The sequence below is a fragment of the Rhodoferax sp. LB1P47 genome (genome assembly GCF_056521445.1).
On sequence record NZ_JBWMAU010000001.1, the window covers coordinates 339313 to 359757 of the forward strand.

At 61.6% G+C, this 20445-nt stretch carries 18 protein-coding genes; 12 read left to right on the plus strand and 6 right to left on the minus strand.

Going from position 1 to position 20445, the window contains the following annotated elements; genetic code table 11:
• The first annotated feature begins 68 nt into the window (after nucleotides 1-68).
• The 12 genes from gyrA (at nucleotide 69) to AC0969_RS01680 (ending at nucleotide 14171) form a co-directional block, all read left to right on the plus strand.
• Nucleotides 69-2741, plus strand: coding sequence for a DNA gyrase subunit A (gene gyrA / locus AC0969_RS01625; protein WP_479622375.1), 2673 nt, complete (start codon nucleotides 69-71; stop codon nucleotides 2739-2741).
• 79 nt (nucleotides 2742-2820) lie between these two features.
• Entirely contained in the window at nucleotides 2821-3927 is a 1107-nt protein-coding gene (gene serC, locus AC0969_RS01630; protein ID WP_479622376.1) for a 3-phosphoserine/phosphohydroxythreonine transaminase, read from the plus strand.
• Between the two features lie 3 nt (nucleotides 3928-3930).
• Entirely contained in the window at nucleotides 3931-5046 is a 1116-nt protein-coding gene (gene pheA, locus AC0969_RS01635; protein ID WP_479622377.1) for a prephenate dehydratase, read from the plus strand.
• Nucleotides 5047-5057: 11 nt separating this feature from the next.
• Nucleotides 5058-5936, plus strand: a complete 879-nt coding sequence (locus tag AC0969_RS01640) for a prephenate dehydrogenase (RefSeq protein ID WP_479622378.1) — start codon at nucleotides 5058-5060, stop codon at nucleotides 5934-5936.
• 21 nt (nucleotides 5937-5957) lie between these two features.
• Complete coding sequence (locus AC0969_RS01645; protein WP_479622379.1) at nucleotides 5958-7970, plus strand: bifunctional 3-phosphoshikimate 1-carboxyvinyltransferase/cytidylate kinase; 2013 nt, start codon at nucleotides 5958-5960, stop codon at nucleotides 7968-7970.
• 152 nt (nucleotides 7971-8122) lie between these two features.
• Nucleotides 8123-9805, plus strand: coding sequence for a 30S ribosomal protein S1 (gene rpsA, locus AC0969_RS01650; RefSeq protein ID WP_479622380.1), 1683 nt, complete (start codon nucleotides 8123-8125; stop codon nucleotides 9803-9805).
• A gap of 143 nt (nucleotides 9806-9948) precedes the next feature.
• Nucleotides 9949-10272, plus strand: coding sequence for an integration host factor subunit beta (locus AC0969_RS01655; protein WP_479622381.1), 324 nt, complete (start codon nucleotides 9949-9951; stop codon nucleotides 10270-10272).
• A 42-nt stretch (nucleotides 10273-10314) separates the two neighbouring features.
• Nucleotides 10315-10617, plus strand: coding sequence for a LapA family protein (locus tag AC0969_RS01660; protein ID WP_479622382.1), 303 nt, complete (start codon nucleotides 10315-10317; stop codon nucleotides 10615-10617).
• Nucleotides 10607-11749 carry a lipopolysaccharide assembly protein LapB gene (gene lapB / locus AC0969_RS01665; protein WP_479622383.1) on the plus strand — a complete coding sequence of 381 codons (1143 nt, stop codon included), beginning with the start codon at nucleotides 10607-10609 and terminating at the stop codon, nucleotides 11747-11749. The genes AC0969_RS01660 and lapB overlap by 11 nt, the downstream gene beginning before the upstream one ends.
• Nucleotides 11746-12699: a D-glycero-beta-D-manno-heptose-7-phosphate kinase gene (gene rfaE1, locus AC0969_RS01670; protein ID WP_479622384.1), complete on the plus strand. Its 954-nt coding sequence runs from the start codon at nucleotides 11746-11748 to the stop codon at nucleotides 12697-12699. The genes lapB and rfaE1 overlap by 4 nt, the downstream gene beginning before the upstream one ends.
• Nucleotides 12696-13688 (plus strand): ADP-glyceromanno-heptose 6-epimerase, encoded by a 993-nt coding sequence (rfaD, locus tag AC0969_RS01675; RefSeq protein ID WP_479622385.1) that lies wholly within the window; start codon nucleotides 12696-12698, stop codon nucleotides 13686-13688. The genes rfaE1 and rfaD overlap by 4 nt, the downstream gene beginning before the upstream one ends.
• Before the next feature lie 3 nt (nucleotides 13689-13691).
• Nucleotides 13692-14171: a DUF1993 domain-containing protein gene (locus AC0969_RS01680; protein WP_479622386.1), complete on the plus strand. Its 480-nt coding sequence runs from the start codon at nucleotides 13692-13694 to the stop codon at nucleotides 14169-14171.
• An 84-nt stretch (nucleotides 14172-14255) separates the two neighbouring features.
• On the opposite strand, the gene AC0969_RS01685 is transcribed toward AC0969_RS01680, so the two are convergent.
• From AC0969_RS01685 to AC0969_RS01710, 6 genes are read right to left on the minus strand one after another with little or no spacing between them, the layout of a single operon-like run.
• A complete protein-coding gene (locus AC0969_RS01685) occupies nucleotides 14256-15485 on the minus strand; it encodes a carboxylate--amine ligase (RefSeq protein ID WP_479622387.1) in 1230 nt (409 codons plus the stop codon).
• Nucleotides 15469-16572: an acyltransferase family protein gene (locus tag AC0969_RS01690; protein WP_479622388.1), complete on the minus strand. Its 1104-nt coding sequence runs from the start codon at nucleotides 16570-16572 to the stop codon at nucleotides 15469-15471. Before AC0969_RS01690 ends, AC0969_RS01685 begins: the two co-directional genes overlap by 17 nt.
• Before the next feature lie 11 nt (nucleotides 16573-16583).
• Nucleotides 16584-17537, minus strand: coding sequence for a polysaccharide deacetylase family protein (locus AC0969_RS01695; protein WP_479622389.1), 954 nt, complete (start codon nucleotides 17535-17537; stop codon nucleotides 16584-16586).
• Nucleotides 17534-18127 (minus strand): arsenate-mycothiol transferase ArsC, encoded by a 594-nt coding sequence (locus AC0969_RS01700; RefSeq protein WP_479622390.1) that lies wholly within the window; start codon nucleotides 18125-18127, stop codon nucleotides 17534-17536. Before AC0969_RS01700 ends, AC0969_RS01695 begins: the two co-directional genes overlap by 4 nt.
• A 13-nt stretch (nucleotides 18128-18140) precedes the next feature.
• Entirely contained in the window at nucleotides 18141-19106 is a 966-nt protein-coding gene (locus tag AC0969_RS01705) for a polysaccharide deacetylase family protein (RefSeq protein ID WP_479622391.1), read from the minus strand.
• Entirely contained in the window at nucleotides 19099-20424 is a 1326-nt protein-coding gene (locus AC0969_RS01710) for a putative O-glycosylation ligase, exosortase A system-associated (protein ID WP_479622392.1), read from the minus strand. The genes AC0969_RS01705 and AC0969_RS01710 overlap by 8 nt, the downstream gene beginning before the upstream one ends.
• Nucleotides 20425-20445 lie beyond the last annotated feature (21 nt).

Genomic DNA, 20445 nt, shown 5'->3' on the forward strand with positions numbered 1-20445 from the left:
GTTGCTGTGTGGCTACAGTCACTTGGCCCTAAAATAGTTGACCTCCGCTGTATGACGTTTGCCTCTCTATGACCCAGTTCGCCAAAGAAACCTTGCCCATCAGTCTTGAAGAGGAAATGCGCCGGAGCTACCTTGATTACGCGATGAGTGTGATTGTGGGCCGCGCCCTCCCGGATGCGCGCGACGGCCTCAAGCCCGTGCACCGGCGCGTGCTGTTTGCCATGCACGAACTCAACAACGACTGGAACCGTGCTTATAAGAAGTCGGCCCGTATTGTGGGTGACGTGATTGGCAAGTACCACCCCCACGGCGACAGTGCGGTGTATGAAACCATCGTCCGTATGGCGCAGGATTTCTCCCTGCGCCACATGCTGGTCGATGGCCAGGGCAACTTCGGTTCGGTCGATGGCGACAACGCCGCCGCCATGCGTTACACCGAAATCCGCATGTCCAAGATCGCCCACGAGCTGCTGGCCGACCTGGACAAAGAAACCGTCGATTTCGGCCCAAACTACGACGGCAGCGAACAAGAACCGCTGGTCATGCCAGCGCGCTTCCCTAATCTATTAGTCAATGGCTCCTCCGGCATTGCCGTGGGTATGGCCACCAACATCCCGCCACACAACCTGAACGAAGTGGTCGATGGCTGCCTGCACCTGCTGCGCAACCCGCAAGCCACGGTGGACGAGTTAATGGAGATCATCCCTGCGCCTGACTTCCCCACGGCCGGCATCATCTACGGCATCAATGGCGTGAAAGACGGCTACCGCACCGGCCGGGGCCGCGTGGTGATGCGTGCCAAGGTGCACTTTGAAGACATCGACAAGGGCCAACGCCAAGCCATCATCGTTGACGAACTGCCTTACCAGTGCAACAAGAAGACCCTGCAAGAACGCATGGCCGAGCTGGTGCACGAGAAAAAAATCGACGGCATCAGCCACATCCAGGACGAATCCGACAAGTCCGGCATGCGTTTGGTGATCGAACTCAAGCGCGGCGAAGTGCCCGAGGTGGTGTTGAACAATCTGTACAAACAGACCCAGCTGCAAGATACCTTCGGCATGAACATGGTGGCGCTGGTCAACGGCCAGCCCAAGCTGTGCAACCTGAAGGACCTGATCGAGGTCTTCCTGGAGCACCGCCGCGAAGTCGTCACCCGCCGCACCATCTTCAACCTGCGCAAGGCCCGCGAACGCGGCCATGTACTGGAAGGCCTGGCGGTTGCGCTGGCGAATATTGACGACTTCATCGCCATCATCCGCAACGCCCCCACGCCCCCGGTCGCCAAGGTCGAGCTGATGGCCAAGCCTTGGGACAGCAAGCTGGTGCGCGAAATGCTCACCCGCACGCGTGCCGACGGCGGCATGGTGAATGTGGACGACTACCGCCCCGACGGCCTAGAAAAAGAACTCGGCATGGGCAGCGACGGCCTATACCGCCTGTCCGAAGTGCAAGCTCAAGAGATTTTGCAGATGCGTCTGCAACGCCTGACCGGGCTGGAGCAAGACAAGATCGTTGCCGAATACAAAGAGGTGATGTCCGAGATTGAAGACTTCCTGGACATCCTGGCCAAGCCCGAGCGCGTCTCCACCATCATTGGCGACGAGCTAACCTCTGTGAAACTGGAATTCGGCCAAACCAAGCTGGGCGCACGCCGCAGCCAGGTGGAATACAGCGCGTTCGACCTCAGCACCGAAGACCTGATTACGCCCACCGACATGGTGGTCACGCTCTCGCACAGTGGCTATATCAAGAGCCAGCCGCTCTCCGAATACCGGGCGCAAAAGCGCGGCGGGCGCGGCAAGCAAGCCACGGCCACCAAAGAAGACGACTGGGTGGACCAGCTTTTCATCGCCAACACGCACGACTACATCCTGTGCTTCAGCAACCGGGGCCGCCTGTACTGGCTCAAGGTCTGGGAAGTGCCGCAGGGTTCGCGTGGCTCGCGTGGCCGCCCCATCGTCAACATGTTCCCACTGCAAGAGGGCGAAAAAATCAACGTGGTGCTGGCCCTGACCGGTGAGAAGCGCAGCTTCCCCGCCGACCAGTATGTGTTCATGGCCACCAGCATGGGCACGGTCAAAAAGACCCCGCTGACCGACTTCAGCAACCCGCGCAAGGCCGGCATCATTTCGGTGGACCTGGACCCGGGCGACTTCCTGATTGGCGCAGCCCTCACCGACGGCAAGCACGACGTCATGTTGTTCAGCGACGGCGGCAAGGCCGTGCGCTTCGACGAAAACGATGTGCGCCCCATGGGCCGTAACGCCCGTGGCGTGCGCGGCATGATGCTGGAAGAAGGCCAGGGCGTGATCGCCATGCTGGTCGCCGAAGATGAGCAACAAAGCGTACTCACCGCCACGTTGAACGGCTACGGCAAACGCACCAACATTACCGAATACACCCGCCACGGCCGTGGCACAAAGGGCATGATCGCCATCCAGCAAAGCGAGCGCAATGGCCGCGTGGTGGCCGCCACCCTGGTGCATGCCGATGACGAAATCATGCTGATCACCGACAAGGGCGTATTGGTACGCACCCGCGTCAGCGAAATCCGCGAATTGGGCCGTGCCACCCAGGGCGTGACCCTGATCGCCCTGGACGAAGGCTCCAAACTCAGCGGCCTGCAACGGATTGTGGAGAACGATGCCATCGTGGCCGCTACCGAAGCGGATGAGGCCGGTGAAGCCGGTGACGATGCAGGCACCGACGACGCAACCCCCGGCACGCCGGAAGCATAAAACCGCTAGCACTATAAATTTAGTAGCACCTAGCGCAGATGGAATATGCGCTAGCGGCCTAAAAACCTTAAGAAATTGCATGACACGCCCCTACAATTTTTCTGCCGGTCCTGCGGCTATCCCTGAAGCCGTCCTGACCCAGGCCGCCGCCGAAATGCTGGACTGGCATGGCAGCGGCATGGGTGTGATGGAAATGAGCCACCGGGGCAAAGAATTCCTGTCGATCTACGCGCAGACCAAGGCCGACTTCCGCGCCCTGATGGCCGTGCCGCCCGAGTTCAAAATCCTGTTCATGCAAGGCGGTGGTTTGGGCGAAAACGCCATCGTGCCGCTGAATCTGTCGCGTGGCGGCAAGGTCGATTGCGTGGTCACCGGCAGCTGGAGCCAGAAGTCGCAAAAAGAGGCGCGCAAATACGCCGCCGTACACACTGCCGCCAGCACCGAAGCCACCGGCTACACCCGCCTGCCCGACCCGGCCAGCTGGGACCTGAGCACTGACGCCAGCTACGTGCACATCTGTGGCAATGAAACCATCGACGGCGTGGAGTTCCAAACCTTGCCCGACCTGCAAGCGCTGGGCTCAAAAGCCCCGCTGGTGGTGGACGTGTCGTCCCACATCGCCTCGCGCAGCGTGGACTGGTCCAAGATCGGCCTGGCCTTTGGCGGCGCGCAAAAGAACCTCGGCCCCGCCGGCCTCACCGTGGTGGTGGTGCGCGAAGACCTGCTGGGCCACGCCCTGGACATCTGCCCCAGCGCCTTCAACTACGAGACCGTGGCCGACAACCAGTCGATGTACAACACGCCGCCCACCTACGCCATCTACATCGCCGGGCTGACCTTCCAGTGGCTCAAGCACCAGACCGAAGGCAACCTGCACGGCATAGCCGCCATGGAACACCGCAACATCGCCAAGGCCGAGTTGCTGTACCGCGCCATCGACCAGTCGCAGCTCTACGTCAACAAGGTGGAGGTGGATTGCCGCTCGCGCATGAATGTGCCCTTCTTCCTGCGCGACGAGAGCCGCAACGACGCATTTTTAGAAGGTGCCAAGGCACGCGGCTTGCTTCAGCTCAAGGGCCACAAGTCGGTCGGCGGCATGCGGGCCAGCATTTACAACGCCATGCCTTTGGCGGGCGTACAGGCGCTGGTGGACTACATGCACGCATTTGAAAAGAGCCACGCCTAAGCTATGACTGCCTCCATCCCCATTAGCCCGCTGAACCCCGCCTCCGATCTGGCCGAGCTGCGCGTCAAGATCGACCAGATCGACCAAGACCTGCTCACCCTATTGAACCGCCGGGCCCACGTGGCCGAGCAGGTGGGCGACATCAAGCGCCGTGAAGGCTCGCCCTTCTTTCGGCCCGACCGGGTGGCCCAGGTCATTGAGAAGATCCAGCAGTCCAACACCGGCCCCTTGAAGAACCCGCATGTGGCCGCCGTGTGGCGCGAAATCATGTCAGCCTGCCTGGCCCTGGAAGCGCCCCAGCGCGTGGCGGTACTCGGCCCGGCAGGTACGTTTTGCGAGCAGGCCGCGATTGAGTTTTTTGGTAGCGCCGCCGAGCTGCTGTACTGCGCCAACTTCGACGAAGTTTTCCACACCACCGCTGCCGGCACCGTGCAGTACGGCGTGGTGGCACTAGAGAATTCGACCGAAGGCGTGGTCGCCCGTTCGCTGGACCTGTTCCTGCACTCGCCCGTGCACGTGGTCGGCGAAGTCAGCCTGCTGGTACGGCACAACCTGCTGCGCCAGACCAACTCCCGCGACAACATCGACGTGGTGATGGCCCACCCCCAAGCGCTGGCCCAGTGCCAGGGCTGGCTGACCCAGCACCTGCCAAACGCCGAGCGCCGCGCCGTGTCCAGCAACGCCGAAGGTGCGCGTCTGGCCGCCAGCAACCCCGGCTGGGCGGCGCTGGCCAGCGAACGTGCTGCCTCTCAGTTTGGCCTGCACATCGTGGCCCACGCGGTGCAAGACGAAGCCTACAACCGCACCCGCTTTGCCGTCATCTGCCTGCCGCAAACCCTGGCCACACCGCCCGCCTCGGGCAAAGATTGCACCAGCTTGGTGGTATCCGTGCCCAACAAGCCAGGTGCCATGCACGATTTGCTGGTGCCGCTGAAAACCAATGGCGTGTCCATGACCCGCTTCGAGTCGCGCCCGGCCCGTACCGGCCAGTGGGACTATTACTTCTACATCGACCTGGACGGCCACCCGTCACAACCCCATGTGGCCAAAGCGCTGCAAGAGCTGCGTGCGCTGTGCGCCTTCTTCAAGGTACTGGGCACCTACCCGGTCGGCTCCTGAAAGCAGCGCCCATGTTTGAACAACTCGGACTGATCGGCTGCGGCCTGATGGGCGGCTCGTTTGCCCTGGCACTGAAACAGGCCGGGCTGGTAAAACGCGTGGTGGGCTACAGCAAATCGCCTTCTACCACCAGCAAGGCCCGCCAACTAGGCGTGATCGACATCGAGGCCCCATCGGCCCTGCTGGCGGTGTCGGGAGCCGACATCGTGCTGCTGGCCGTGCCGGTGGCGGCGACGGAGGCCACCTTCAAGGCCATCAAGCACCTAATCACCCCCAACACTTTGGTGATGGATGTGGGCTCCACCAAGCGCGACGTGGTGGATGCCGCCCGCCGGGCGCTGCGCGAGCAGGTCGGCTCCTTCGTACCCGCCCACCCGATCACCGGCAAAGAGGTGTCCGGCGTGGAGTTTGCCGACCCGCACCTATACAACGGCAAAAACGTCATCCTGACCCCCATCGACCGCACCCTGCCCGCGCAACTGGCCCAGGCCCAAGCGGTGTGGGCAGCGCTGGGCTGCAATGTGCTGCAAATGACCCCCGAATCGCACGATGCGACGTTTGCCGCCGTCAGCCACTTGCCCCATTTGATCGCCTTTGCCATGATGCACGGGCTGGTCAGCCAGCCACAGGGGCAGGAATACCTGGCCTTGGCCGGTCCGGGCTTCCGCGACTTCACCCGCATCGCCGCGTCTGATCCGCACATGTGGCGTGACGTGTTATTGGCCAACAAAGAAGAAGTGCTGGCCCAATCGCAAATCTTCCAAAAGACACTACAGACTATGGAAACCATGCTCACCAGCAACAACGTGGACGGGCTGGTCGAAATGCTGGAGCACGCCAGCGACAGCCGCGCCGACTGGAGCATGGCCTCCTTGAAACCCAAGACCTGATGTCCACCTGAATTCCCCCAGATGTTCGCCACCCCTTTTCTCGACCTTCCTCCCCTCGATAGCGCCGTTGGTACCGTCGTACTGCCAGGCTCCAAAAGCATCTCCAACCGGGTTCTCTTGTTAGCCGCCCTGAGCGGTGGCACCACCCGCGTGCACGACCTGCTGGACTCCGACGACACCAAAGTCATGCTGGACGCACTGGGCCAACTGGGCTGCGGCATCCGCCACAACGGCAACACGGTAGAGATCGACGGGCTGGCCGGGCAATTGAAAGCTTCGCAGGCCGATCTGTTCATGGGCAATGCCGGCACGGCCATCCGCCCCCTGACGGCTGCGTTGGCCGTGCTGGGCGGCAACTTCAGCTTGCACGGCGTGCCGCGCATGCACGAGCGCCCGATTGGCGACCTGGTTGATGCTCTGCGCCAGCTCGGCTGCCAGATCGACTACACCGGGCAAGACGGCTACCCGCCCCTGCGCATCGGCCAGCCCACGCTGACGCTGGGTGCTCCCATCCGCGTGCGCGGCGATGTGTCCAGCCAGTTTTTAACCGCCCTGCTGATGGCACTGCCGCTGGTGGCACAGCAAGACGTGGTGATCGACGTGGTGGGCGAGCTCATCTCCAAGCCCTACATCGAAATCACGCTCAACCTGCTGGCGCGCTTTGGCATCCGCGTGCGGCGTGAGGGCTGGGCCCGCTTCACCATCCCCGCCGGTAGCCGCTACCAGTCGCCGGGCGACATCCATGTAGAGGCGGACGCCTCATCGGCTAGCTATTTCATAGCACTAGGCGCAATTAGTACATGCGCTAGCGGCACTTTTGATTCAAAGATTCGGATCGAAGGCGTGGGCGCAGCTTCGATCCAGGGCGACATCCGCTTCATCGAAGCTGCCGAGCAGATGGGCGCACAGGTCGCCAGCGGACCCAACTGGCTGGAAGTGCGCCGGGGCAGTTGGCCGCTCAAGGCCATCGACCTGGACTGCAACCACATTCCCGATGCCGCCATGACCCTGGCGGTGATGGCGCTGTACGCCAATGGTGTCACCACGCTGCGCAACATCGCCAGCTGGCGCGTCAAGGAAACCGACCGCATCGCGGCGATGGCGACCGAGTTGCGCAAGCTGGGGGCCACCGTGGAAGAAGGCGCGGATTTCATCCGCATCACCCCGCCTGCGTCAGTGGACGACTGGAAAGCCGCCAGCATCCACACCTACGACGACCACCGGGTGGCGATGTGCTTCTCGCTGGCAGCCTTCAACCCGGCTAGCCTGCCGATGCGTATCGAAGACCCGAAATGCGTCGCCAAGACCTTCCCCGATTACTTTGAGGCATTGCTGGCGTTGTCAAAAGCAGCGCCAGCACACATCCCCGTCATCTGCATCGACGGCCCCACCGCGTCGGGCAAAGGCACCGTCGCCGCCGCATTGGCCGAGCGCCTGGGCTACCACTTTCTGGACTCGGGCGCGATGTACCGCATCACCGCGCTGGCGGCCTTGCGCGCAGGTTTAACCATCGCTAGCGCCGACGAAGCCGCGATTGCCACCCTGGCCCAAACCCTGCCGGTGCGCTTTGTAGACGGCAAGGTCTGGCTCGGCGACTCCGACGTGTCGGATGCCATCCGCACCGAAGAAGCCGGCATGAACGCCTCCAAAGTCTCCGCCCTGCCCTCGGTACGGCTGGCTCTGGTAGACCTGCAACACAGCTTTCGCGCCTTGCCGGGGCTGGTGGCCGATGGGCGCGACATGGGCACCGTGATCTTCCCCGATGCCCCCCTGAAAGTATTCCTCACCGCCACCGCTGCCAAACGCGCCGAGCGGCGGCATAAGCAATTGATTTCAAAGGGCTTTTCGCCTATACTCGAAGACCTTCGCGCGGACTTGGAGGCGCGTGACGCACGGGATTCAACCCGTGTCGCTGCGCCCCTCAAGCCCGCACAAGATGCCTTGCTGCTAGACAACTCTGACATGTCGATCGAAACATCGGTAGACCAAGTTTTGGACTGGTGGCAAAGCAAGCAGCCATTTAGTAAAAACTAAATAGCAAACCCAAGAGCCCACTTTGCTGCTTCAGCCGAGTGGTTTTTAACCTTGTAACCCCGGTGGTCCCCCGACCGCCAAACCGCCACACCAGAACCTCACGCGAGTGCAATTCCGCACCCGCCAACCCTGTGCTGTGGACTAGGAAAACCATGTCAGAATCATTTGCAGACCTCTTTGCCGAATCGCTAACCCGCACGGAAACGCGCATTGGTGAAGTCGTCACCGCCGAAGTCATCCGTATCGAACACAGCTTTGTGGTCGTTAACGCTGGCCTCAAATCCGAAGCCTACGTGCCGCTGGAAGAGTTCAAAACCGACAAGGGCGAAGTTGAAGTCCAAGTTGGCGAATTCATCTCCGTCGCGATCGTCGCGATCGAAAACGGCTACGGCGACACCATCGTCAGCCGTGACACCGCCAAGCGCCTGGCTTCGTGGATGTCCCTGGAGAAATCCCTGGAATCCGGCGAATTCGTCACCGGCACCACCTCCGGCAAGGTCAAGGGCGGCCTGACCGTTCTGGTCAACGGCATCCGCGCATTCTTGCCCGGTTCGCTGATCGACACCCGCCCCATCAAGGACTTGTCTCCCTACGAGAACAAGACCATGGAATTCAAGGTCATCAAGCTGGACCGCAAGCGCAACAACGTCGTGTTGTCGCGCCGCGCTGTGGTCGAAGCCAGCATGGGCGAAGAACGCGCCAAGCTGATGGAAACCCTGAAAGAAGGCTCCGTGGTGCACGGTGTGGTCAAGAACATCACCGAATACGGTGCGTTCGTGGACCTGGGCGGCATTGACGGCCTGCTGCACATCACCGACATGGCATGGCGCCGCGTGCGTCACCCATCGGAAGTGGTGACGGCTGGTCAGGAAATCACCGCCAAGATCCTCAAGTTCGACACCGAAAAGAACCGTGTGTCCTTGGGTCTGAAGCAAATGGGCGACGACCCATGGATGGGCGTGAACCGCCGCTACCCACAATCGACCCGTCTGTTCGGCAAGATCACCAACATCGCCGACTACGGTGCATTTGTGGAACTCGAACCCGGTATCGAAGGCCTGGTGCACGTGTCTGAGATGGACTGGACCAACAAGAACATCGCTCCCGCCAAGCTGGTTTCGCTGGGCGACGAAGTCGAAGTCATGGTTCTGGAAATCGACGAAGACAAGCGCCGCATCAGCCTGGGCATGAAGCAGTGCAAGGCCAACCCATGGCAAGAATTCGCGCAAGACACCAAGCGTGGCGACCGCGTCAAGGGCCCGATCAAGTCGATCACCGACTTCGGCGTATTCGTGGGCTTGGCTGCCGGTATCGACGGCCTGGTGCATTTGTCTGACCTCTCGTGGAACGAAACCGGCGAAGCCGCCGTGCGTAACTACAAGAAGGGCCAAGAAGTCGAAGCCATCGTGTTGGCCGTGGACGTGGACCGCGAACGCATCTCTTTGGGTATCAAACAGCTCGACAGCGATCCGTTCACCACCTTCACCACCATCAACGACAAGGGCCAGATCGTGACCGGCAAGGTCAAGACCGTGGATGCCCGTGGCGCTGAAATCGACCTGGGCGAAGACATCATCGGCTACCTGCGCGCTTCCGAAATCAGCCGTGACCGCGTTGAAGACGCACGCAACGTGCTGAAAGAAGGCGACGAAGTCACCGCTGTGGTGGTCAATGTGGATCGCAAGACCCGCAACATCCAGCTGTCGATCAAGGCCAAGGACGCTGCCGACCAAGGTGAAGCCATGGCTGCACTGAGCCAAGCTTCGGCCCGCGAAAACGCTGGCACCACCAGCCTGGGTGCCCTGCTGCGCGCCAAGCTGGACAGCAACAATTAATTTGTTGTTGACATAGGCTAGTGCCAAGCCGATCCGACTCGCAGGGGCGAGCGGATCGGCTTTATTTACAACTGAACAGGGTTTACGCAATTTTCCCAACCCAACGGTGCATTGCGTAAATCCTATCCAAACCACACCCCTCCATGACCCGATCCGACCTTGTTGAAGAACTGGCCGCCCGATTCAGCCAGCTGACCCACCGCGATGCCGAGCACGCCGTCAAAACCATACTGGATGCCGTGGGGGATGCGCTGGTGCGGGGCCACCGCGTCGAGATACGGGGGTTTGGCAGCTTCTCCATCAACCGCCGCCCGCCACGCATGGGCCGCAACCCGCGCAGCGGCGAAAGCGTGGCCATTCCCGAAAAGCGCGTGCCCCACTTCAAACCCGGCAAAGCCCTGCGCGAAGCCGTGGACCAGCAAACCGCCGAAATCGAGGCCAGGGAACTACGCGAATCGCGCGAATAAGGCTTCGCCATCGCTAGAATATTCTGCTGATCAAGGACACCTATGAACAATCTGGTCCGGCTGCTTAAGTGGTTACTTAAGGCAGCCATTTTTTTTACCCTGTTTGCGTTTGCGCTGAACAACCAACAAGACGCCGTAGTGCACTTCTTCTTTGGCACGCAATGGCGTGCGCCCATGGTGCTGCTGATCCTGAGCGCGTTTGCCGCCGGACTGGCCCTGGGTATTCTGGGCATGGTGCCGCGCTGGTGGACGCACCGCGCTATGGCAAAAAAAGCCCAGCAGCCCGCGCCATCTACCGTTGACACCCCCCGCACGGAACCTACCCCCCCACTTCATGGACTTTGACCTCAGCTGGATTTTGCTCGGCCTGCCGGTGGCCTTTGTGCTCGGCTGGCTCGCCTCACGCTGGGACTTCCGGCAGCTGCGCCTGGACAACCGCCTGGCCCCCAAGGCCTATTTCAAAGGTCTGAACTACCTGCTCAACGAGCAGCAGGACAAGGCCATCGACGCCTTCATCGAAGCCGTGCAAAAAGACCCCGACACCTCGGAGCTGCACTTTGCGCTGGGCAACCTGTTCCGCCGCCGGGGCGAAACCGAGCGCGCCGTGCGGGTCCACGAGCACCTGCTGTCGCGTGGCGACCTGAGCGCCGCCGACCGCGACCGCTCCCAGCACGCGCTGGCGCAAGACTTTTTGAAAGCCGGTTTGCTCGACCGTGCCGAAGAGGCCCTGCGCAAGCTCGAAGGCACAGCCTATGAAGCCCAAAGCCGCCTGGCCCTGCTGTCGATTTTTGAGCGTTCGCGCGACTGGGCCGATGCGTCCGAAATCGCCCACAAGTTGGAGTCCGCTGGCCAGGGCAGCTTCAGCGGCCGCCAGTCACACTACCTGTGCGAACAGGCCGCCGCCCAGCCCGAAGCCGCCCAAGGTTTGCTGGAAAAAGCCATCGCCATCGCCCCCCAGGCCGCCCGCCCGCGTATCGACTTGGCCCTGTTGCAACAGCAGGCAGGCCAGCAAGATGAGGCATTAAAAACCCTTTTAGCGCTTGCAGAATATGCGCCAGCAGCTATACCTTTGGTAGCAGATCGCATCGCCACCATCGCTACCGTTGCCGAACGCACCGACAGTGCTCTGGCCTTGCTGGAAGCCAGCTACGCCCACAGCGCCTCGCTGGACGTACTGGAAGCCATCCTGACACTGCAACTGCGCTCCGGCACCCCTATGGCCGACGTGCGCATGCGCTACATCCAGCACCTGGAGCGCGAACAGTCGCTGGTGGCCGCCGCCCGCTGGATCGCCGGGGAAAAGCTGGAGCACGAAGAATTCCACCCCCAGATCCAGCGCGCCCTGGACCACGCCGCCAACCCCTTGAAGCGCTACCGCTGCGCCGCCTGCGGCTTCGAGGCGAAACAGCATTTTTGGCAATGCCCCGGCTGCCAAGCCTGGGACAGTTACCCCGCAAGAAGAGTCGAAGAACTATGACCAAACTTTCAACCCTTTCCCGCTCCAAACTAGCCCAGGCCCAGGTGCTGGTAGTCGGCGATGCCATGCTGGACCGCTACTGGTACGGCGCGGTAGACCGCATCAGCCCCGAAGCGCCGGTGCCGGTGGTGCGCGTGACCCGCGAAGAAGAGCGCATGGGCGCGTCGGCCAACGTGGCCTACAACATCGTGTCGCTGGGCGCGCAGGCTTCCCTTTTGACGGTTGTGGGCGACGACGATGCCAGCCACAAGCTGGAAAAGCTGGTCGCCCAGACCGGTATCCGCCCCTACTTTGGCCGCGATGCGGAGCTGCAAACAACCGTCAAACTGCGCGTGATTGGCCGCCAGCAGCAGTTGCTGCGGCTGGACTTCGAGAACACGCCCAAAAGCGAAATCCTGGCCTCGCAGTCCGCCACCTTCGCCACCCTGCTGCCCGCGCACCAGGCGGTGCTGTTTTCCGACTACGGCAAGGGCGGGCTGGCCCACGTGGGCGACATGATTGCCCTGGCCCTGGCCAGCGGTAAAAAGATTTTGATCGACCCCAAGGGCAGCGACTATTCGCGCTACAGCCAGGCCAGCGTCATCACCCCCAACCGCGCCGAGCTGCAGCAAGTGGTGGGCAGCTGGAGCAGCGAGGAACAGCTGCGCACCAAGGCGCAAAACCTGCGCAAGGAATTGAAGCTGGAAGCCCTGCTGGTGACCCGCAGCGAAGAAGGCATGACGCTGTATGACGACGCGGGCGAGCTGCACGCCAGCGCCCAGGCGCTGGAGGTGTTTGACGTGACCGGTGCCGGTGACACAGTGATCGCCACGATGGCCGCCCTGGTAGCTGCGGGACTGAGCCTGCGCGAAGCCATGCCGCTGGCCAACCGGGCGGGCAGCGTGGTGGTGGGCAAATTCGGCACCGCCACCGTCAGCTATGACGAACTTTTCACCAAGGAAACCCCATGACCCGCATCGTCGTCACCGGAGCCGCTGGCTTCATTGGCAGCAACCTCGTCAAAGGCTTGAACGCACGCGGCATCACCGACATCATCGCGGTGGACGACCTGACCCAGGGCGACAAATACCGCAACCTGGCCGACTTGCAAATTGCCGACTACGTGGATGCCCACAGCTTCTATGACCGCTTTGCCCAAGGCGGCTACGGCAAGGTCGAAGCCGTGTTCCACGAGGGCGCGTGCAGCGACACGATGGAGATGAACGGCAAGTACATGATGGACAACAACTACACGCTGTCCTGCCAACTGTTCGATGCCTGCCACGCCCAGGGCACGCGCCTGCTGTATGCATCCTCGGCGGCCACCTACGGCGGCTCGGCCAGCTTCGTGGAATCCCCCGAATTCGAGCGCCCGCTCAACGTCTACGGCTACTCCAAGCTGCTGTTCGACCAGCGCATGCGCCTGCTGTGCGGCAGCGGGTTTGACCGCAACCCGCACCAGGTGGTGGGGTTTCGCTATTTCAACGTCTACGGCCCGCGTGAGCAGCACAAGGGCCGCATGGCCAGCGTGGCGTTTCACCAGTTCCACCAGTTCAAGGCCGATGGCAAAGTCAAGCTGTTTGGCGAATACGGCGGTTACCCCCAAGGCGGGCAGCTGCGCGACTTTGTGTTCATTGACGACGTGGTGGCAGTGAACCTGTGGTTCTTCGACCACCCGGAACAATCCGGCATCTTCAACCTGGGCACCGGCCAGGCCCAGCCCTTCAACGACATCGCCCATGCCGTGGTCAATGCGCTGCAAACCCAGCCTGTCACCCTGGCAGAGGCGGCCAGCAGTGGCCTGATCGACTACGTACCCTTCCCCGACGCGCTGCGCGGCAAATACCAGTGCTACACCCAGGCCGACCTGACTGCCCTGCGCAGCACCGGCTGCGACCACGCATTTGCCGACGTTCACACCGGCGTATCGCGCTACGTGCAGACCTTGCTGCAAGGCTGAGCTGTGTACGCCGCCTCGGTCCCGGTCTTCCAGCGCTACCTGGGCCAACTGGCCAAGATGGTGGATGCGGGGGCGGCGTTTGGTGCGGACCTGCAAGCACGGCTGGCCCCCGACATGCTGCCGCTGGGGCTGCAAATCGACATCGCCGCGCAGTTCGCCCTGCGTGCCTGCGCCCCCTTGGCCGGGCTGGAGGTGCCCGCGTTTGGCGAAGCCAGCACCACGTGTACAGCACTACAGGCCCGCATCCAACGGACGCAGCAGTTTTTAGCCGGCCTCAGCCCGGCACAGATGGCCGATAGCGCCCAACGCCTGTATACAGACCAGGCCGGGCAGGCGGTGCTGGCTTTGCCGGGGGCAGAATTTTTATCCCAGTACGCCCTGCCCAACTTCTTCTTCCACCTGACCTGTGCCTACGCCCTGCTGCGGCAACAAGGCGTGCCGCTGGGCAAGGCGGATTTTGATGGCTGGCACGTGTATGGCTAACATAGCCATTGCTATATAAAATATAGCTACTCGCGCATATAGAACATGCGCTAGAGGCATATTTCTATCATTTCCTATAAAACCTTAGAAGCGTTTGAAAACCTTCTGTACCAGGTTTTTGATGTCGGCATAAAACGGCTTTGGATCGCGGGCATCCCACACGTAATAACCCACACCGGGCCGGAAGAAGTCCCGCGCAAAACGCCATAGCTCGGCCACGGGGCGCACGGGGAAAGTGCGGTCCACAATTTTCTCGGGTTGCAGGCAGATGCGCACCAGACGCTTGAGTTCGGTACTGACCATACGGCAGCGCTGGCCCCAGCGTACCGGCGGCAGCACAGGCAGCGCCAAACCGCTTTCCACTGCATACGACAGCACGCCAAAACCCACACCGCATTGCACCGCCAGCGGGTAGCTGCCCCAGTAGCGGCCGTTGATTTCCATCAGCACGGCGCGGTCGGTGGCGGCATCCCAGCGGTATTCGACCATCGCCACGCCCTCCCAGCCGATGTGGCGCAGCAGGGCAATCGACTGTTCTTGCAGGGCCACATGCTGGTCCAGCGGCACGGCATCGCAGACGCTGGAGAAGCCCCCTTCGGGCGGCCACTCCGCCACCCGAAGGTGCTGAAAACGGCGCAGCGCCTGGCCTTGGTGCATGTAGAAGAACTGGCCCAGGCCGGTGCCGGGGCAATAGGCCTGCACCATCGGCCATTCACCAATGGGCTGGTAGCGGGCAGCAGCGGCCAGAAATTCGGCCGGAGTGTAGACATACTCGGCCTTGTGCAGCTCCAGACCAGCCTGGCCCAGCTTGCGGGCCACGGCGTTGGGGTCTTTCCACTTCAACACAGCCGGAAAGCTAAAACGCGCAGCCAAGGCCTCGGCCTCGGCCATAGAGCGGGGTTCGGCCGTCTCGGGCACGAGAATGCCAACCTCGCGGGCGGCCTGCAAGGTGCGCTGTTTGTCGAGCACCATCGCCAGGGTGTCGGGGCTGGGCACGATAGGCCGTACACGGCCAAATGCGCCCTGGTGCTGGGCCAACCACCCCAGATTGGCTTCCGACACGGCCATCAAACAGCACGGCCCCAGCTCTTCCCCCAGAGCCACGATGGCCGCAATCAGCTCTGCACTGCGCGGTTGGGTCACCACCAGCTTGCGGGCCAGGTAACGGGACGACAGGCCAATGGCATCAGGTTCGCAGGCAATGCCCACCACCGATACGCCCGCACGCCCCAGTTCACGCACCAGGCCCAGGCCGATCTGGGTTTCAAGGCCGAGCACGATGCAGGGCGGGCGGGATTCAGATTTTTGCAGCATGGGATGGGAAAAAGTGCGCTTGCACGCGGATGAGCCGCTGCTCTAGCCAACGCTTGAGGACGTGGCGCTTGTTTTCAGTGATCCAGCCAATAGTCCAAACCGACACCGCCACCAGGGCCGTAGTCATCGCCCAGTAGGTGTAGCCGTTCGGGTCACCACGTAACACGGCGGCCCAAAACAAAAACAGGGGTTGGTGCAGTAGATACAAGGACAAGGTGTAGCCCGCCAGCCAGCGGATCGGACGCTCCAGGGGCAGCAACAGCGGTGCCAAGTGCTCGCTGACCCGGCGCATACCGGCGAAATTCAGAAACACCAAAATGCCCAGCAGGTAGTCACTGAGGAAGAACTTGGAAAAAGTCAGCTGTTTATGCCAGTCCGCGCCAATTAGGTCTTTGAAATAGGTCTCTACCAGTGCGGTAACGCCCACATGGTGGAACGCAACGATACCCGCACTCGACGCGGCCACCAACAGCCATCCCTGCAATGCTGATATATGCCGCAGCCGCTGCCAACGGTAGAGCAGCACACCCAGCATCCAGATAGGGGCCAATAGCACCACCTTGGGCCCCAACACCAGAGCGAGCATGGCAACCGCCAGCATGCCTAGGCGGCGTGGCAAAAACATGACAAAACCGAAAGCCACGTAGTACCACATCTCATAACCAATCGACCAGTACGGCACGTTGGAAAAGCTGGTGATTGAGACAAACCAGATTTCATTCAACAGCAGCAGACTGGCTGCCGAGCGCACCAGAAATTGGTCAAAGGGATAGTCGTACAGCGCCAGATACAGGTGGCGGCCTACGCCATCCAACGCGATGGTCAGAAACACCGCAGGAAGTGCGACTGAATAGACCCGGGAGATGCGGCTAGCCGCGTAGGCCGCCCAATGCCGCTCCTTGGTATCGGTGATAAACGCGATCACAAACCCGGAAAGTACGAAAAAAACCATCACTGCACTGTGACCAAAATTACTGGCAGGCAGGATGTCGTGTACCAACAAGCGCTGGTTAGAGTGGTACACATACACCAGACAAGCGGCGACAAAGCGCACCAGATCCAGGTAGATGGAAAAGCTTTTTCCCATAGCAGACGGGCTCACAGAATGCGCCGCAAGGCTTGTTCGGCATAGCGGCGAACGGTCGCCAGCCTATGTGCCCGTGGCTGGGACACCATAGGCGCCAACACGCCCTGTGCAGGGGCAAATGCGCCCACCGTAAAACTGTCGCGGTGCTGCCCCAAAAATGCGCACAGCTGGGCAAAGCGCTGCACCACCACCCAGTCGGGTTGCGCGCTACCGGGCTTGAGCATTTCAAAATTGTGCGACACCACCACAAAGTGCGCGGCCCCCGCCCGCTGGGCGCTCGTTAGTGCATCGCGCATCTCGGCAAAACTACAGGCCCCCACCTGGGCAGGCCGGTCTTTGCCAAAGCCGTCCTGGAATACCGTGACCGGGTAGGTCATAACACCGTTGACCTCAAACGCTGCGTCCAGATCGTGTCCGCGTAACACCTCCGGCGCACTGACCGCGTGGCAACGGTTCAGGCTGCTGTCTTGCAGGATGTGGTTGCGGCGCAGGGCTTCAAAGGTATCGACATTGGCGGCGAAGCTGCCCGAACGGAAGGCGCTGATGGGGCCACTGCCAGCCGCTTCGAGCAGGCGTTTGCCGTGGCCGATCAGGGCGGTTTGCTCGTCCAGCGTGTAGTAGCTCAGGTGCTGGCGTTTGCGGGCGCAGTCGGGGATGAGCGGCTCCAGGGCTTCGTCGGTCCACTCGGGGTGCAGGTGCAGCTGCACATCGTGCCCGGCGTTGCGAATCAGGCCGACGATGGTGTTTAGGTGTTGCTGGCCAAAGCGGGTGGCAAACAGGGGTTCGACGAAGAACACGCCTTGCAGCCCGTGCTGGTTCAGTAGTTCCAGGGTTTTGGGCAGGGCGTAGTCGCCGTGGGCTGAGTGGCCGTAGACGTAGCGCTCGAAGCTGGCGGGAAAAACGCGGTCGAGATCGTTCCAACCGTTGCACCAGACTTCGATGTCGAAGGTCAGGTAGACATTCATCGCCGGATGCACGGGCTGCCCGCAGCGCGCAAATCGGCCACCAGGCCCTGAACGGCAGACTGCAACAGGCTGAAACAGGTGCGAAAGTAGGCATCGGACAGCACATGCGGGTCGTGCAAATGGATGCGGTGCGGCGCGGCCCAGTGCCCGAGCAAGGCGATGGAGGCGGCCGGGTAACCGGCTGCACGCAGCTGCTGCGCATGGCGAATTTCCATCACCAGCAGCAGATCGGTGGGGCGAAACTGGTAATCGCTAAGATCGGTGGCGGTGTGGGCCGCCAGGTCCAGCCCCAGCGCCTGGGCGGTGGCGACGGCTTTGTGGAAAGCCGGGTGTCCGGTGGTGGTGGACAGGCCGATGGAGCAGGTATGCACCCCCTGCCCACGCGCCACAGCTTCCGAAAAGGCGCTGCGGTTGATGTTGCCCAGGCAGACGAAGACCAGCCGGTCCACCGCGTGCATGCGGGGGTGCAGATAGGGTTCGGTACGGCCCAGCACGTATTCCATTTGCCCCAAGAGCACCCGCACCAGGCCACGCAGAGTGCCATAGTTGGTGTCTACCAGTTGCCGAATACGGGAGAGAAAACTACGCATGGATGGGGTAGGCTCAGGTGTGCCACAAGTTACCGGCAAAACGCGCACCAAAGCGCAGTTTGCTACGGTCCCAGGGGGTGAAACGGGGGATTTGGAAGGGGTCGGTGCCACTGCGTGCGGCACCCCAGGTGGTAGACACTGCGGCATCAAAGCCTAGCTCGCGCACGATCTGTACGCTCTCGGGCGAGTAGTCGGTGCCGGGCTTCCCGTTGGGGTAGGCAAACAGGCCCACCCGCTCGCCCAGCAGTTGCTCCAGGCACAACCGGCTCTCGGCAATCTCGGCCCGCGCGGCATCGGCGCTGAGGGTGGCCAGGATGGGGTGGCTGCGGGTGTGGGCTCCGATTTGCATGCCCGACTGGCGCAGTTCGCGCACCTGCCTTGATGTCATCATCAGGTCGGTGGGCGCTTGCACGCCCGCGCAGTCGGCAATCTGCACGGTGAGGGCGTGGCGCTGAGCGACAGGCAGGTATTTGATCTGGCCGATGATGGCGCCGATGGCGCTGCGCTTGTCGGTAGCGCTGGCGATGGAGTGCAGGCCCAGGTCCCCACTGCCATCCGGCTTGGCGATGCGGCGCAGGTCGAGCTGGGGGGCGTGGCACAGGCGCACGGATTCGATCACGGTGTCGTTCCACATGCGGCCACCATCCAGAAAATCGGTGGCAATGAAGAAGGTGGCGGGCAGACCGTGGCGCGCCAGGATCGGCTGGGCCTGGGTGCGGTTGTCGGCGTAGCCGTCATCAAAGGTGATGGCCACCGCCCGCTCGGGCAGCGTGCGGTCTTGCAACTGCCGGGTGGCTACATCCAGCGGCAGCACATTGCACCAAGATTTGATCCATTGGCAAATGGCATTAAACGTAGCGGCATCGACCTCACCCGGAAAGATCGGGTCGGGCTGGGGCAGTACGCGGTGGAAGATCAAGACCGACAAACGCCCCCGTTCTCCGGCAGGCGAGAGCTGCTTCAATAGTGTTTTAAACATACTTCTTCTTTACCACGGTGGGTGGGCGCAGAGGTGCCATACCGGGAATATTCTTCCAGCCTGGCACATACACAGGCTCACGCAGCCATCCTTTGGTATGTACCCAAACGCGGGTCAAAATAACCAATGCCATGACGTTATAGGGTAGATCGAAATAGGCCAGGCTCAAAAATGCGCCCCCTACCGCATAGCCCAATAAGCACACTTGGCACATGGCCCCCAGATCGGCGCACCATGCGGCCTCGGGCATTTTGGCGCAGTGCACGCGCAGCCATCCCGCCGAGCGCCAAGTGCTGATCCAGATGCCCAAAAACAAAAACAAGCCCACAAAACCGTGGTTGCCGAGTACCTGAAAATAAATACTGTGTGCCGCGTGGACCTTCTCGGGATAAGGAGAAAACCGGGCAAACAGCTCGGGGCGCGCGGCATCAAAACCGACGCCCAACGGATAGTGAAAGGCGATATTCCACGCGTTCCACCATGCGGAGATACGCCCCATCGAAGAAGAGTCCTCCTGGTATTCACCCATTGAGGACATCCGCCCCATCCAGGCATCGGGCATCAAGGTAATCACCAGCGGCACCGCCAGCACGAGCACCAGGCCCACCACCATTTTGTTCTTGCCGTTCCACCACAAAAAGACGGCCATGGCGCTGATGGCGAGCAGCGCACCGCGCGAATAGCTGCCAAGCGAAGCCACCGCGCACAGGAGCATGGTGGCGCTCATGGCATGTTTTCCCCAGCGGTTGGTCAGTTGTAGCTGTAAAAATCGCAGCAACGGAATCGCCATCACCAAGGACAAGGCAAATTCGTTGTTGTCTTCAATGAACGAACCCGGTGGCCCCCACACACGGTAGTTGCCCCCTGTCGTCAAGGTGAAAATGCCGCCTTTGGCCCCCAGCAATGCCAAGGAACCCGCCGCCACCCATGCCAGAGCCAGAATATGCTTCTTGCTGTGCAGCAGCATCAAGGACACCACAATCATCAGGTTCACCTTCATGACCTTGTTCCACTGCCAGTAGTCGCCCTCCGGGTCGAGCCCAAACAGGGTAGAGAGTGAAATCCACACGATGAACACCACAAAGAAAGTCACGGCCCCGCCTTTGAACGGAGAACTCCGTTCTTTGGTGGCCAGCAAACCCACCACCGTGGCCGCAAAAGCAATCGCAGCCAAAGGCGCACTGTAGGTAAAACCGTAGCTGTAGCGGTGCGGATTCATGATGCTCAACCAGGTCCACAACATGACCCCGATCCAGGGCTTCCGCAATGCACCTATCGAGGCGGCTAGCACGATAGCCATGAGAAGAATGTCACGCATGGGAAAGGCTGGCGAGGTTCA

Coding starts and splice junctions, on each gene's coding strand:
- gyrA (WP_479622375.1), top strand. CDS start 69: ATGACCCAGTTCGCCAAAGAAACCTTGCCCATCAGTCTTGAAGAGGAA.
- serC (WP_479622376.1), top strand. CDS start 2,821: ATGACACGCCCCTACAATTTTTCTGCCGGTCCTGCGGCTATCCCTGAA.
- pheA (WP_479622377.1), top strand. CDS start 3,931: ATGACTGCCTCCATCCCCATTAGCCCGCTGAACCCCGCCTCCGATCTG.
- AC0969_RS01640 (WP_479622378.1), top strand. CDS start 5,058: ATGTTTGAACAACTCGGACTGATCGGCTGCGGCCTGATGGGCGGCTCG.
- AC0969_RS01645 (WP_479622379.1), top strand. CDS start 5,958: ATGTTCGCCACCCCTTTTCTCGACCTTCCTCCCCTCGATAGCGCCGTT.
- rpsA (WP_479622380.1), top strand. CDS start 8,123: ATGTCAGAATCATTTGCAGACCTCTTTGCCGAATCGCTAACCCGCACG.
- AC0969_RS01655 (WP_479622381.1), top strand. CDS start 9,949: ATGACCCGATCCGACCTTGTTGAAGAACTGGCCGCCCGATTCAGCCAG.
- AC0969_RS01660 (WP_479622382.1), top strand. CDS start 10,315: ATGAACAATCTGGTCCGGCTGCTTAAGTGGTTACTTAAGGCAGCCATT.
- lapB (WP_479622383.1), top strand. CDS start 10,607: ATGGACTTTGACCTCAGCTGGATTTTGCTCGGCCTGCCGGTGGCCTTT.
- rfaE1 (WP_479622384.1), top strand. CDS start 11,746: ATGACCAAACTTTCAACCCTTTCCCGCTCCAAACTAGCCCAGGCCCAG.
- rfaD (WP_479622385.1), top strand. CDS start 12,696: ATGACCCGCATCGTCGTCACCGGAGCCGCTGGCTTCATTGGCAGCAAC.
- AC0969_RS01685 (WP_479622387.1), bottom strand. CDS start 15,485: ATGCTGCAAAAATCTGAATCCCGCCCGCCCTGCATCGTGCTCGGCCTT.
- AC0969_RS01690 (WP_479622388.1), bottom strand. CDS start 16,572: ATGGGAAAAAGCTTTTCCATCTACCTGGATCTGGTGCGCTTTGTCGCC.
- AC0969_RS01695 (WP_479622389.1), bottom strand. CDS start 17,537: ATGAATGTCTACCTGACCTTCGACATCGAAGTCTGGTGCAACGGTTGG.
- AC0969_RS01700 (WP_479622390.1), bottom strand. CDS start 18,127: ATGCGTAGTTTTCTCTCCCGTATTCGGCAACTGGTAGACACCAACTAT.
- AC0969_RS01705 (WP_479622391.1), bottom strand. CDS start 19,106: ATGTTTAAAACACTATTGAAGCAGCTCTCGCCTGCCGGAGAACGGGGG.
- AC0969_RS01710 (WP_479622392.1), bottom strand. CDS start 20,424: ATGCGTGACATTCTTCTCATGGCTATCGTGCTAGCCGCCTCGATAGGT.